This window comes from Marinomonas transparens (assembly GCF_016463975.1).
GTDB classification, from domain to species: domain Bacteria; phylum Pseudomonadota; class Gammaproteobacteria; order Pseudomonadales; family Marinomonadaceae; genus Marinomonas; species Marinomonas transparens.
On the sequence record NZ_JAEMNX010000001.1, the window covers coordinates 116371 to 131002 of the forward strand.

General features: G+C 46.8%; 11 protein-coding genes. 8 read left to right on the plus strand and 3 right to left on the minus strand.

Features of this window, described 5'->3' with window-relative positions; translation table 11 throughout:
• Positions 1-70 precede the first annotated feature (70 nt).
• The 4 genes from I8J31_RS00585 to I8J31_RS00600 all read left to right on the plus strand — a co-directional run bounded on the left by I8J31_RS00585 (position 71) and on the right by I8J31_RS00600 (position 4760).
• Positions 71-1171 carry a GGDEF domain-containing protein gene (locus tag I8J31_RS00585; RefSeq protein WP_199466243.1) on the plus strand — a complete coding sequence of 367 codons (1101 nt, stop codon included), beginning with the start codon at positions 71-73 and terminating at the stop codon, positions 1169-1171.
• A 113-nt stretch (positions 1172-1284) separates the two neighbouring features.
• Entirely contained in the window at positions 1285-4020 is a 2736-nt protein-coding gene (gene polA, locus I8J31_RS00590) for a DNA polymerase I (RefSeq protein ID WP_199466640.1), read from the plus strand.
• Between the two features lie 108 nt (positions 4021-4128).
• Positions 4129-4602 (plus strand): hypothetical protein, encoded by a 474-nt coding sequence (locus I8J31_RS00595; RefSeq protein ID WP_199466244.1) that lies wholly within the window; start codon positions 4129-4131, stop codon positions 4600-4602.
• An 8-nt stretch (positions 4603-4610) separates the two neighbouring features.
• On the plus strand, positions 4611-4760 hold the full coding sequence (locus tag I8J31_RS00600; RefSeq protein ID WP_199466245.1) for a hypothetical protein: 150 nt from the start codon (positions 4611-4613) through the stop codon (positions 4758-4760).
• A gap of 75 nt (positions 4761-4835) precedes the next feature.
• Here the strand turns inward: I8J31_RS00600 and I8J31_RS00605 are convergent, their stop codons facing one another.
• The 3 genes from I8J31_RS00605 to I8J31_RS00615 form a co-directional block, all read right to left on the minus strand.
• Positions 4836-6374, minus strand: a complete 1539-nt coding sequence (locus I8J31_RS00605; protein ID WP_199466246.1) for a flavin-containing monooxygenase — start codon at positions 6372-6374, stop codon at positions 4836-4838.
• A 149-nt stretch (positions 6375-6523) separates the two neighbouring features.
• The gene (locus tag I8J31_RS00610) at positions 6524-8248 is read right to left on the minus strand and encodes a sensor domain-containing diguanylate cyclase (RefSeq protein WP_199466247.1); all 1725 of its coding nucleotides are present in this window, start codon (positions 8246-8248) and stop codon (positions 6524-6526) included.
• Between the two features lie 208 nt (positions 8249-8456).
• Entirely contained in the window at positions 8457-9056 is a 600-nt protein-coding gene (locus I8J31_RS00615; protein ID WP_199466248.1) for an antA/AntB antirepressor family protein, read from the minus strand.
• A gap of 424 nt (positions 9057-9480) precedes the next feature.
• Here I8J31_RS00615 and I8J31_RS00620 point away from each other — a divergent pair, with 424 nt between their 5' ends.
• The 4 genes from I8J31_RS00620 (at position 9481) to I8J31_RS00635 (ending at position 14595) form a co-directional block, all read left to right on the plus strand.
• Positions 9481-10179: a transposase gene (locus tag I8J31_RS00620; protein WP_199466249.1), complete on the plus strand. Its 699-nt coding sequence runs from the start codon at positions 9481-9483 to the stop codon at positions 10177-10179.
• A gap of 78 nt (positions 10180-10257) precedes the next feature.
• Entirely contained in the window at positions 10258-10950 is a 693-nt protein-coding gene (mtgA, locus tag I8J31_RS00625; RefSeq protein WP_199466250.1) for a monofunctional biosynthetic peptidoglycan transglycosylase, read from the plus strand.
• A gap of 70 nt (positions 10951-11020) precedes the next feature.
• On the plus strand, positions 11021-12949 hold the full coding sequence (locus I8J31_RS00630; RefSeq protein WP_199466251.1) for a B12-binding domain-containing radical SAM protein: 1929 nt from the start codon (positions 11021-11023) through the stop codon (positions 12947-12949).
• Positions 12950-13299: 350 nt separating this feature from the next.
• Positions 13300-14595 carry an endonuclease gene (locus I8J31_RS00635; protein ID WP_199466252.1) on the plus strand — a complete coding sequence of 432 codons (1296 nt, stop codon included), beginning with the start codon at positions 13300-13302 and terminating at the stop codon, positions 14593-14595.
• Positions 14596-14632: the final 37 nt, after the last annotated feature.

The window sequence follows — 14632 nt, forward strand, 5'->3', positions numbered from 1 at the left end:
CAGCATTTGTTGATAACGTGTATATAATTTAAAGCATAAGAAAACTAAGCGGAATAACGAGCATTTTGAAATGACGAGCGGCAACGACCAAAACCACATTTTAATACCTGCAACCTATCGATTACTGATTGTCACTATTTTAGCGAGTTGCATTTATACAGTGTTGTTTAATGTTTACTCAACCCCCTTTGTGGTTCATTCTTTTCAACCATTGATTCTTACGACCCTGCACCTCGTCCTACTTCTCTATTTATTTAACAACCCCCAAAAGAGAATCCATCAAGTTATCAATGCCTATGGTGGCATAATGCTCATCACATCCGTACCCAACACCTTATATTTCGTTATTGGCGCTTGGCAAAACCAATGGTTGTTTGTGGAAATGTTCCCCCCTGTTTCAGGCATGATCATTTTAAGCACCACCTTAATTTTGCTAATGCTGCCAGAAAGACTCAACAAACTTGTCGTCATCACCTGGTCACTCAATGCGTTTCCCGTTCTACTGTTATTGTTTACTCACCCAGAAGAACTACAAACACCACGCGGTTATGACCTACTCTTTCTATTTGGTCCTGCAAGCTTACTTGTGGTGTTGATCATCCCTTACCAACGCAGCATCAAACAATACATGGATGAAATATCCTTTGACCTACAACATTCTAGAGCCGAGGCAGACCGAGACTTTTTGACGGATGTTTACAATCGACGGGGCCTAGAAAACTGGCTAAGCCACCTAGACCCAACGACAAAATTAAGTGTACTGCTCATTGATATTGACCACTTTAAAAGCGTCAATGATAAATTTGGTCATACTACTGGCGACCATGTACTGGTCGAATTTGCTTCGCGCCTACGTACTGTCTATTTTGAGGAGCACGCTTTGGCGCGCTGGGGTGGTGAAGAATTCATTATGGTGATCGTTAACCCCAACCAGACGACTGCTATTGGGGAAACCTTCAGAAATACCATTAGCCAATTGCCCTACAAAAACGTGGGTAAAATCACCGCCAGCATTGGTGCATCCAGAATAGATCAAGCGGCGAATTTCACCACCATGGTGGAAGAAGCGGATACCGCCGTCTATTTCGCCAAAGCCAACGGCCGCGACCAAGTTATTCTTTATACAGATACCCTCACTGAAAATCCTAGCCAAGGGCAAAGTACAGATTAATTGCCCTTTTCACTGCAAAAAATCCCTCAAACACATAGAATAGATTCCAATTATCGCCCTATTTAGACAGAGGTTTTATTTTGGCTACGGATTCATCCACACAAACATCCCCAATGGTCTTGGTAGACGGTTCATCTTACCTGTACCGAGCTTTCCACGCGATCCCACCCATGAGCACCAGCGACGGCCACCCGACCAACGCCACCCGCGGTGTCATCAGCATGATCCGCAGCCTCATCAAAAGCTACCCAGACTCCCCCATGGTGATCATCTTTGATGCCAAGGGCAAAACCTTCCGCGACGAGATTTACAGCGAATACAAAGCACAACGCCCGCCCATGCCGGACGACCTACGCCCACAAATTGAACCCATCCACCGCATGGTCGAAGCCATGGGTTTGCCACTGGTTATCATAGACGGCGTAGAAGCTGACGACGTGATCGGCACCATAGCCAAACAAGTCGGCGAAGCAGGCCGAGACGTCATCGTCTCCACAGGCGACAAAGACATGGCGCAACTGGTCACCGACAAAGTTACCCTAGTGAACACCATGACCGACACCGTAATGGACATACAAGGCGTAAAAGACAAATTCGGCATACCCCCAGAACTCATTATCGACTACCTCGCACTCATGGGCGATAAAGTCGACAACATCCCCGGAGTACCCGGCGTAGGGGAAAAAACCGCCCTCGCGCTATTGCAAGGTTTGGGCAGCATCAAAGACATTTACAAGCGTTTAGATGAGATCGCCGCGCTGGGCTTTCGTGGTTCTAAAACCATGAAACAAAAAATGGAAGACAACAAAGAAATGGCCGAACTGTCCTACACCCTAGCCACCATCAAGTGTGACGTAGAACTGCCATTTAACGCCCTAGAACTGAAAAATGGCGACGCCGATAAAGACACCTTAAAAGAATGGTTCACCAAGCTCGAATTCAAACGCTGGATTGCCGAACTGGACAAAGACCCAAGTGACACCGCAAGCGACGATGCAACAGACGGCGAAGGCCAAGTAGCCACCCCAGCCGCCTCCAACATAGAAGTGGCCTACGACACCGTACTCGACAAAGACACCTTCAACCAATGGCTGGCAAAAATTCAAGCCGCCGACATCACCGCGTTTGATACCGAAACCACCAGCCTCAACTACATGGCGGCAGAACTGGTGGGCGTATCCTTCTGTGTAGAGGCTGGCGTAGCGGCTTACGTGCCCTTCGCCCACGACTACGAAGGCGCACCAGAACAACTTGACCGTGATTGGGTACTCGCCCAGCTCAAGCCTTGGCTAGAAAACGACAGCCAAGCAAAAGTTGGCCAACACCTAAAATACGACGCCAACGTACTGAACAACTACGACATTACCTTACGCGGCATCGCCTACGACACCATGCTGGAGTCTTACGTTTACAACTCCATCAGCTCCCGCCACGACATGGACACCCTAGCCAAAAAGTTCCTAAACCACACCTGCGTAAGCTTTGAAGAACTGGCCGGCAAAGGCAAAAAGCAAAAAACCTTTAATGAAATCGACCTAGAACAAGCCGCGTTTTACGCCGCCGAAGACGCCGACATCACCCTGCGCCTTCACCAAGCCATCTGGCCAAACGTCGAGAAAACCCCCGAATTAGTCAGCATCTTTAAAGACATCGAATGCCCACTGATTCCCGTCTTAGCGAATATGGAACAAACGGGGGCCTTAATCGACCCCGACTTACTGCACATCCAAAGCACCGAAATTGCCGGCAAACTCCAAGAACTGGAAATAAAAGCCCACGAACAAGCAGGGGAAAGCTTCAACCTAAGCTCCCCTAAGCAACTGCAAGTCATCCTATTTGAAAAGCAAGGCTTGCCAGTCATTAAGAAAACCCCCAAAGGCCAACCCTCTACCGCCGAGCCTATCTTGCAAGAACTGGCGCAAGACCATGAACTGCCGCGCTTGATCATGGAACACCGCACCTTGTCTAAGCTCAAATCCACTTACACAGACAAGCTACCGGAAATGATCCAAAAAACCGGCCGCATTCACACCTCTTACCATCAGGCCATTACCGCCACGGGGCGTTTATCCTCGACCGATCCGAACTTGCAAAACATCCCCATTCGCAGTGCCGAAGGCCGCCGTATTCGCCAAGCCTTCATCGCACCAGAGGGCTACAAACTGATCGCCGCCGATTACTCACAAATCGAACTGCGCATCATGGCCCACCTGTCACAAGACAAAGGCTTACTCGACGCCTTCGCAAAAGACGCCGACGTACACAAAGCCACCGCCGCCGAAGTCTTTGAAGTCAGCCTAGAGGAGGTCACCACCGAACAACGCCGCCGCGCCAAAGCCATCAACTTCGGCCTTATTTACGGCATGTCCGCCTTTGGCTTAGCCAAACAACTCGGCATAGGCCGCCCAGAAGCGGGCCGCTACATTAAGCGTTACTTCGAGCGTTACCCGGGCGTACAGCAATACATGGAAAACACCCGCGAAGGCGCAAAAGAAAAAGGCTACGTAGAAACCCTCTATGGTCGCCGTTTGTACCTGCCAGACATCAAAGCGAAAAACGCCATGATGCGCCAAGCCGCCGAACGCACCGCGATCAACGCCCCCATGCAAGGCTCCGCTGCCGACATAATCAAACGTGCCATGATCAAAATGCACGACTGGTTACAAGACACCGACCTAGACGTAAAAATGATCATGCAAGTACACGATGAACTCATCTTTGAAGTGGCCGAAAAAGACCTAGAATCCGCCCAAGCGAACATCGTCGAGATCATGCAAAACAGCAGCACAATCGACGTACCGTTATTGGTCGAAGCGGGAGTTGGAGACAACTGGGACGAGGCGCATTAATTACATATAAAGGGAAACACAGGCGGAGCTAAAACCTCTGCTTGTAAAACCTACAGAAAAATTTGTTCATTTTACAAATAAACAATATTTTCAGTAAAAGAGGGAATCATGTTCAACCAAAAAACAACTAGAAGCTACTGGCTAAAAAAGCAATACAAGTTATGTTTATCGTTTTCTGTATTCGCATGCTTATTCGCTGCTTATACATTCGACGATGCACTTTCTTATGCTATGATTGAGGCAAGCTTCAATAAAAGTGATGCGCAAATTTTTCATATAGAGAAAAATCCATATAGCCCTGACAAGTTAAACATCTCCTATTCGTTCATGAGCACAAACAATTCAATGGTTAATGGTAGCTTTGTAAAACGCTATATAAATAACCCTCCTAAACTCGGTGATAAATTAACTATTGTCTATTCTGGACTCTCAAATATTTACAATGATCGGTACGAAAAACATATAGGAAAAAGCTACAGCTTTTATTTTTTTCTCTTCAGTTTTTTTATTACTCTACTGACTACATTCTTGTTTTTTCGCACAGCGAAGGAAATCCAAAATTTAAAAAAAGAAAATGAATAATTTTAACTTTGTATAATGGATATATCTTTGAAGTGGCCGAAAAAGACCTAGAAACCGCCCAAGCGAACATCGTCGACATCATGCAAAACAGCAGCAAAATCGACGTACCGTTATTGGTAGAAGCGGGGGTTGGAGACAACTGGGACGAGGCGCATTAAGCTTATTTCAGGAGTTAATTAGAAAAAAGGGGGCAGACCTAAAAGTGCCTGATCCCTTTTATTAAAGTTGATGACTCAAGCATCCACCGCCATCACATGTTTTACTTTACCCTGCGCTTTGCGTTTTTCACTTTGCAGCAAATATTCTTTTACCACGCCCTTGTAGTCCGTCGGGTCATAGCGCACAAACGCTTCGGCAAACACATTCGGTAATTTCCGCCACTGGGAAACGCCAATATCCTGCAAGAGGATATCCAGATGTTGTTGGTATCTGGTATTCACCGCAATGTTAAACGTCGATTCGTAGGAAGAGTGTTTCATCTTCCACTGGGTGACCCTTTGCGCAGAAGCGAGCATCTCTTCCTGAGACGGTAACTGAATGGATTTTTCATGGGCGGCGATTTGCCATAAGGCCCCCATCTCGACCAGCGCGATGTGCAGAAAACCGTGGTTATAGCCAGCAAACCCTAGATTAGGAATCCTCGGGTCAATTTGATGCCGATACAGAGACGGCCCACCATTCACGTTTAAATGTTGCGCATACTCTTCTGGCAGAAATCCATAGCTCGGCGCCTCATTACCACAACACAGGCAAACAAGGTTGGCTTCAACCTTGCTACCATCGGATAAAACAATGCCATCTTCATAAAATTCCGACACTTCCCCGCGATAGGGCGTTATTTTTTGGTGAGCAATGAATTCGAAATAGCGTCTGGGAGCCAGTGCAGAAGCGCTTCTAAAATCGGCAACAAATTGTGACTTTGGTGGCATCACCACATCTAAAACACTTTTATCGATCGACCCCAACTTAGCATCTCTACGGTGTTGAAACAAAAACACAGAGGCCATAAAACGCCAAAAACCCTCTACAAAAAAAGAGAGCTTATTGTGTAGGAATTTTTGCACTGAGGTGCTGTGTCCCCATGACGTCATCATGTCACTGCCAAACCGGGCAAAAAATGGTCTGGTGTAATCGACACCCAATAGATAATCAGGAATGGTCCAGCGTGGTGTTCTAAAAATGTGCTTGGTGCTCTTGGCGTCTTCGGCACTCCATGTCGCAAAATCAAGCGCGGTTTTCCCAAAGCCAACCACCGCCACCTCTTTGTCTTTAAACACCGCTTTAGAATCAATATTGGTAATAATATCGCCCTGATACAAGTCCATGTTTTTAAAGCGCGGTTTTCTCTTTTCATCGCCACCGGGGTATTGCCCTGTTGCGATGACGACATAGGCAAACTGGCTTGTTTCGCCATTTTCAAAGGTTAACTGCCAACCGCTTTCATCCGTGACCATCTTAGTCACTTTCGTCCCTAGTTTCACTTCCAGATCAAAAACCTCGACAGCCGCGTCAAGGTACTTTAATACGTCTTCCCCTGTGGGATGGCGGTCGGTTTCAAATGGCCAAGGGAACTCTGAAAACTGATACTGAGGTGCGGTATTTTGCAAACTGACACCGGGGTAAGTCATATTCCATTGGCCACCTATCTTGTCAGAGGCGTCGTAAATAGTGACGTTATAACCACATTTTTTCCAAACATTCGCTGCCGCAATGCCTGACACTCCCGCTCCGATGATCGCAATTTTTTGTTCACTCTTATTTAATAAATCCATCGTACTTAAACATCCATTTTTAGGTTAAAAAATAAAGCCATTGCCTTCTAGCAAGAGATAGCGCCATTTACGCCTTAGAACAAACACTTACACAAAATTACAGTTTGCAAAAGGGGGCAGTCAAAAGAGGGGAATTGAAAAGGAGTCCGCTAAGAACGAGCGCCATCGTTCTTAGCATCTGCTTTATTCGTGTACATTTTTTTATCTGCCACAATAAGCAGATCTTCTACGTTAACGCCATCTTCAGGGTAATGGGCAACGCCAATTGCGGCACCTAAATTGAATTTCCGTGACCCAGATAATTCAAGCGGCTCTGACAAGGTTTCTGCAATTTTCTGAATAGTAAGATCTAACGCGTTTTCATCCTGTACGCTATTTAATATGACGACAAATTCATCACCCGCAAAGCGGGCCGCCAAGTCATTCGAAGAAATGGTATTTTTTAGCCTTAACGCAAACTCTTTCAATGCTTGATCGCCCACATCATGACCAAATACATCATTGATTCGTTTAAAGTCATTGAGATCAAAAAACAACACAGTGAAAGGTTTTATCCGGTTTGTTAGCACCCCTTTCTCGATCGTTGCCTTTAAACGCTGTTCAAAAGCATATCGATTCGGTAACCCCGTAAGGTAGTCGGTATGTAGCCTTGTCTGCATGGCTGAAAAATTCTTCGCAAGGTCGCCTATTTCATCGTTTCTTTGAATGTTAATTGGCTTTTCAAGGTAACCACTGGCAACCCGGTTTACGGCATACGATAAAATATTCAGATCCTTAGCCACCCAATGCAAGATCATCAACCCAATAACCGCCACAAGCACCGTGGCGAAAATACCCAGAAATACCGTCTGATAGACATTTTTTTTGATGCCCTCCATGAAGTCTTCACTCGGAATGGCGACGACATTAATCCATTTTAGCCCGGCCTTATCTTCGAATTTATTGTAGGCAACATGGATATTTCTATTCTGTTCATCAGTAAAGCTAAAGCTTTCAGGCTTAAGGTTCTCCATGCCCCCAGAGATTAACGGCGCTATTTTCAAATAAACAGCCGAGAGCAAGGCATTGCCACTGTCATCGGCGGCGACCCTGATATTAAATCCATTGTCGTCTGTTATAATATTAGGGCTATGGGATGAAGCAATAAGCATCCCGTTGGGCTCTATGATAAAAGAAATCGCATTTTCGGAAATATCAATATTGCCAAGAAAATCATTTAACGATTGCAGAGACATATCGGTCGCAACCACCCCTTCAAACTCACCATTTTCACTTTGAATACGGCGAGCTCTCGTAGCAACCAAGTTGTGAGTGCCAAAATCAATGTAAACAGACGTCCAAATGTCATTCAAGCTGTTCCAGCCCGCCTGAAACCATGGCCTTACTCTGGGGTCAAAGTTCTTATCTTCTATTAACGAAAACTCAGGCTCACTGTCGATCCCATTCACCTTATAAAAAGTTCGGTGCTCATCGGGATCAAACTTTACCCTCAGCTCGCCGGAATCAATGGACTTGCGAAAAAGCCCAATCGCTTGGCCTGCCCTATTGCCATAATAAACATAATTATTTGGGTCTAAATACAAGGAAGACGCCATCCATAAACGCGTGCGAATCTGTTCCAAATCGGTTTGAATATCTTTTGAAACAGGTATTCCCGCTGGGAAAGCCGTTTCAAGCGCCGCAACAGAACCCACTACATGCCGATCTATGGCTTGGCTTAAACGACTTACGGTTTCTTTCAATAAATGATCGGAGACCGTCTTAACGGCATGACTACCGGTATTGTAAGACAGCAGACCAATCGCAAGCGCCAAACAAATGATCAGCGCCACGTAAGGAAAAATGAGAACCGATCTGAGGGAAAGTTTAGTCATTAAGGTCCCTTACTAGAAACTTGCAATGCAGAAAAGCAATAATGAGTAATCATTACATGCAATATTTTTATATTGTTTGAAAGAGTATCGTTTAAAGGATGGGTATACAAGAATTCAAATATTTTGGGCTAGAAGCAAAAAAAACAGGCCCCTTAAGTCGCTAACCTAAGCCTTATTTTAAGGGACCTGAACTCGTTTCAGCGCCGACTTAGCCATCTAAGAAATGGTTATTAGCATGGTGTTTTAGGCTTTCTATGCTGTCATTCACGCCATGTAAGACCATTCTCAGTTCATCCGTTCTCTGTTGAGAAAAGCGAATGACTCGGATCATATGACGCAGTTTCGCGGCCGGCACCACGGTCGGTTCGCTGCCTAAGCTCATATCGCGGGCCATCTTGTTCAGTTGTTGATAAGCCTCTAGGCTGCTGGGGTCAAGTTGAGCCGCAAGCGGTGGTTTCGGTAGGTATCGATTTTGTGGGGTATCGCAGGTTCTAAGGTAGTCACTGGCTTGTCGGCTTAGATCACTGTTTTCTTCCATCGACATTTCGTAGGCCATATCGAGGTTGATGAAGTAATCCTTGGTCTTTTGCACCCTAGTCGGCGCGATGTGCGGTGTGGGCCGAATCAGATTATCGACTAGAATAAAATCTTGTCCACGGACAAAGCGAAGCTTGTTTATCTTCGAGGTTATCCAATGGGTGAAGTCTTGCTTGAGTTGCAGAAAGGAATACAGGTCTCGGGCACTCACCGTATCGGTGGGGCGCTCGTTCAGTAAACAAGTATAAAGCGGGATCAATTGCGTAGCCATCTATGGCCTCCTGTGAAATAGTTCTAACCACACTTTAAGGTTGTGAACTTAAAGGGTGGTGGGTCTAAGTCCGAGTCACAACAACCGTCACAGGAACGGCCTAGCCGAAGCTAGCCCAAACAAAGACCCACCATAACAGGCGGACTCCGGCCATAAAAAAACACGCGCTGCGTGTTTTTAGCCGCTGTGAAAACGGGGTTGTGAACCCGGCACTGGATTTTGCCAGTGCAAGAGGAATGGTAGAGCAAGACAGGAAAAGGGTCAATGGAGGGTTGGCTTGCTTTCTCGGAGTCAGTCTTCAATTAAAGGGGTCAGATCCCTTAAAAAACCACTCCGTTAGCAGTTGTTCACATCACTATTGTTTAAGGGATCTGACCCCTTTAAGATAATCGTACACACATGGTTTCTCTTCATGGAGGAAAAGATGCCAAGAAAACCGCGATTTTTTTTGCCAAATATTCCCGTACATGTGGTTCAGCGTGGCGCGTCTCGTGCCCCTGTTTTCTTTGAAGAGGAAGATTACAAGGCATACGCCTTTTGGATGAAGGAAGCCGCGCAGCAATACCAAGTCGCTATTCATGCTTTTGTATTGATGACGAATCATGTCCATATCTTGTTAACCGCTCAATCTGGAACCGGTGTAAGCCAGTTTATGCAACATATCGGACGACGATATGTGCCATTTGTAAATCATAAATACGGACGTAGTGGCTCTATTTGGGAAGGGCGTTTTAAAAGTAGCCTAGTTCAATCAGATCGCTACTTCTTAGCGGTGATGCGTTATATTGAGCTTAACCCTGTCAGAGCACAAATGGTTGAGCATCCAGTCTTGTATCCTTGGTCTAGTTTTCATCACAATAGTGGAGCAAAACAGTTTTCGTTTATCACGCCCCATTCAAGCTATAACGTCCTGGGCCGTAACCTTGAAGAGAGAACACACAACTATCTCTCTTTATTTGAACATCATCAAGAGACCAGCGAGTCAGTTTCTATCCACAATGCTTGGCAAACGGGAACACCACTTGGCGATAACTATTTTAAAGAAAGTATTGAACAACGACTACAGCAAAAAGTAGGACAAGATAGACAGGGCAGGCCGTCTAAAAGGGGTCAGATCCCTTAAACACCTGCGTAGGTCGCCGCTAATATTGGCCTTATTTTTAAGGGATCTGACCCCTTTTAGCCCAACAAGAGGCATTGAATGGCAAGATACAGACGAAGTTTTCTCAGTAAGGCATGGCGGGTCACGTGGCGTGTTTTGCTGTTGCTGGTTCTATGCTTGCTAGTGCTTCGCTTTGTTCCACCGCCGACGACGGCCTTTATGTTGCAAAGCGATTATCCGGTTAGCCAAAACTGGATAAGTATTGATGAGTTGCCGCCGTATGTGCCGTTGGCGGTGGTGGCCGCTGAAGATCAGCGTTTTCCTGATCACTTCGGTGTCGATTTTCTGGAAGTCAGTAACGCCATTAGTAAGGTACTTAGCCAACAAGGTGATGGCGATGGTATGCGTGGTGCCAGTACGATTACCCAACAAACCGCGAAGAATCTGTTTTTATGGCCGGGTCGAAGTTTACTTCGTAAAGGGCTGGAAGCGGGTTTGGCAGTGGGCCTTGAAGCGCTGTGGGGTAAGAAGCGCATTTTAGAGGTGTATTTAAACGTGGCAGAGTTTGGTAAGGGCATTTACGGTGTCGAAGCGGCGAGTCAGTATTATTTTGGTCAATCGGCGCGCTATATCACCAATAATCAAGCCGCCCGTCTGGCAATCATCTTGCCCAGCCCACGTACCCGAGACCCACAGGATTTAACCGCTTACCTTCGTAAAAGAGTGGCGTGGGTGGAACGGCAAATGCGCCAACTTGGCCCTGATTATTTAACCCCAATCCTTGATAATTAAAGAGTTCTGTCCCTTTTTAAATGCTAGAATGCAGCCTTATTTTTATCCGCTGTTACACGCAAGGCAGGCTATGACGGTTCTTCTGATGACCCCACCGATGACGCAGTTAAATACGCCCTATCCCGCGACGGCGTATTTAACGGGTTTTTTACGCTCGCGTGGTTATGAGGCGGTGCAGCGTGACCCGGCGATTGAGTTGTTTCTTGAGATGATGACGGCGCCTGCGCTGGATATTATCCGTCAGCATGTGGAAGACAATTTCGAAGCCTTTGACGACGATGAACTGCCCGATGTGATCCACACTTTTCTCGCCGAGTTTGACCGTTACCGCCTGTGTGTAGAACCTGTAATCCGTTTTTTACAGGGTAAAGACCCAAGCCTTGCCCTACGTATTGTGTCCCGTCGTTTTTTACCAGAAGGCCCCGCCTTTGATGCCATTAGTCAGATGGAAGCCGTGTCTGGCGATATTCTGAAAACCGCCTTTGGCAGTTTGGGGGTGCAAGACAAAGCCAAGTATTTGGCGACCCTGTTTATTAATGATTTGTCAGCGGTGATTACCCAGGGCGTTGACCCGTATTTTGAGGTCAGCCGTTATGGGGAGCGTTTGGCGGCGGCGAATCCGAGTTTTGATAATCTCTACGACACCCTAATGGGTGAGCCGAGTTTCAGTTCTGAAATTTTGGAACAGTTGGTCGAGTTGTATCTGGAAGAAACCCAACCCAGTGTGGTGGCGTTAACCGTGCCTTTTCCCGGTAATATGCTGGGTGCCTTGCGTATTGCGCAAACCTGTAAGGCGATTAACCCTGACCTTCCTATCGTAATGGGCGGGGGGTTTGTGAACACGGAATTACGGGCGTTAAAAGACCCTCGTGTGTTTGAGTTTGTCGATTTTATCTGTCTGGATGATGGCGAACGGCCTTTTATGACACTGCTAGAATACTTTGACGGACAACGGGAAATAGACGATCTGGTGCGTACTTACTTCCTCGCGGAAGACGACAATGGCTTGCCCTATGTGCATTACAATGAAAACCCTGAGCTGCACGATATTCCGCAAACCGATGTGGCCGCGCCGATTTACGATGGCTTGCCATTAAGCGAATACCTTTCCCTGTGTGAAATGCTCAACCCTATGCACCGCATTTGGAGTGATGGCCGCTGGAACAAGCTGACCATTGCCCACGGTTGTTACTGGCGTAAGTGCAGTTTTTGCGATGTGACGCTGGATTATATCGACCGCTACGATGCCGCTGGGGCGGATATTCTGGTGGATCGCATTGAAGAACTCATCGAAGAAACCGGACAAACCGGTTTCCATTTTGTCGACGAAGCGGCGCCGCCAAAGGCGTTGTTTGCACTGGCACGACGTTTGATCGAACGCGGTGTGGTGATCAGCTGGTGGGGCAATATTCGTTTTGAGAAAACCTTTACCCCAGAACGCTGCCAGTTGTTGGCGGATTCCGGTTGTGTCGCGGTGAGTGGCGGTCTTGAGGTGGCGTCTGACCGATTGCTAAAGCTGATGAAAAAAGGCGTCAGCGTCGAACAGGTCGCCCGTGTGACTAAGGCCTTTAGCGATGCGGATATTCTGGTGCATTCCTATTTGATGTATGGCTTCCCGACCCAAACCGAGCAAGAAACCATCGACTCTCTGGAAATGGTACGCCAGATGATGAAGCAAGGCTGTTTCCAGTCGGCGTTTTGGCATCGCTTCGCGGCCACGGCTCACAGCCCGATTGGCATTCATCCTGAGGAATTTGGCATCACGCTGGCCGAGCGCCCGGAAATTTTATTCGCGGAAAACGATGTGGATTTCACCGATCCGACGGGGACCGACCACGACATGCTGGGGGAAGGGTTACGTAAGGCGCTGTATAACTACATGCATGGCATTGGTTATGACCAGCCGATGAGCTTTTGGTTTGAACAACCAGTAACAGACACGCTGGTGAAGAAAACCCTGATCTCTAACGCCATCAACGACCTGATTGCCCACAGTTAATTCAATGCTTTTCAGGTCAAACCTCACGGGAACGTTTAGAAAAAAGAACCAATCTTGCACTTTTTTTGTACATTTATTGCCATTTTTTGCCTTATCTCGCACCCGCTGTTTTATCAATAAGCGCTAATTCCCCCCCATAAGCACCGTAACCCTATGTTTTATCAATTTATTTTTTTCTCTTCATGGATTGGCCCAATTTTTGACTGTATGGTCAGGGTGCTAGTACTCATATGCATCATTTTAATGTTGTCCCTTAATTGTCATAACTGATTTTTATACTCATGGATGACGGTAAAAATGCACATGGATTGACCGGCACACTCCCAAATAACAGACAAATAGGAAAAACAATGAAAAGACCCATAGTTTGGCTGCTGCCTGCGGCAATGCTCTATTCTTCTCTCTCCCATGCGGATTTGTTGATTTCTGAGGTCTTGTACGACACTCCAGGGACGGACAGTAACGAGGAGTGGATTGAACTGTACAACCCCGAATGTGAGTCTATTAGCCTAAGCGGCTATAGCATTGCAGATAACGGTTCTAGCTTTACACTTTCTGGCTCTATTCCTGCGGGAGGCTATTTAACCATTGCTCGTAACGCAAGCGGTTTTAGCGCCATGTATGGCTCGTCTCCAACGCTTAGCGGTATGTCTTTGGCATTAGGTAATAGCGGTGACTGGGTTGAGTTAAGCAATGGCTCAGGCACGGTTGATATGGTGGCCTGGGAAAACAAGGTGTCGGGTTGGGATATTAACGCTAAGGATGTGTCCATCTATCGTATCAGCAGTGTTGATACGGATTCCGTTTCAGACTGGGGCGTCAGTGGTTCAGATACCCCCGGAACAGGTTCATTAACCCAAAATTGCAGCGGTAACTCTGGTGGTAGCGATTCTGGTGGCAACACAGACGACACCAGCACTGTGGTGAATGAAGCGGACTATTACAGCGATGCCATCGGTTTATCTGGTGCGGCGCTCAAAGCGGAGTTACAGGATATTATCAGCGCGAATCATACTAAACTGACTTACAGTGAAGTATGGACGGCCTTGCAGTATACGGATGAAGATCCGAACAATACCAATAATGTGATTCTCTTTTATTCACAACGCAGCGCCGATAAGGACGACAGGGACGGGACTTCTGGGTCCGATAACGACAGTTGGAACCGAGAACATGTTTGGGCCAAGTCGTTGGGCTTTCCGAGTACTGGACAATATGGCTATACCGACATTCATCATTTACGCCCCGCCGATAAAACGGTGAACAGTTCCCGCGGTAATAAAAGCTTCGATAATGGTGGCAGTGCCCAAGGTGAAGCCGCCAATACCTTTACCGATAGTGATTCTTGGGAACCCAGCAATGTGGTGAAAGGCGATGTAGCACGGATGATTTTCTATATGGAAACCCGCTACGACGGCAGTGACGGTAATATGCCAAATTTAGAAATCATCAATAGTACCAGCACTTCGACCGGTGATCCGAATATTGGTGTCTTGTGTGCTTTGTACCAGTGGAATAAAACCGATCCTGTTGATGCTTACGAGCAACGCCGTAATGATCGCATTGCAGAAAGACAGGGCAACCGCAACCCGTTTATCGACAACCCTCAGTGGGTTGACAGTATTTGGGGGAACCGTTGTAACTAACCTGCCATAAAGACAATGGCCAGAACCTTTATGCTTT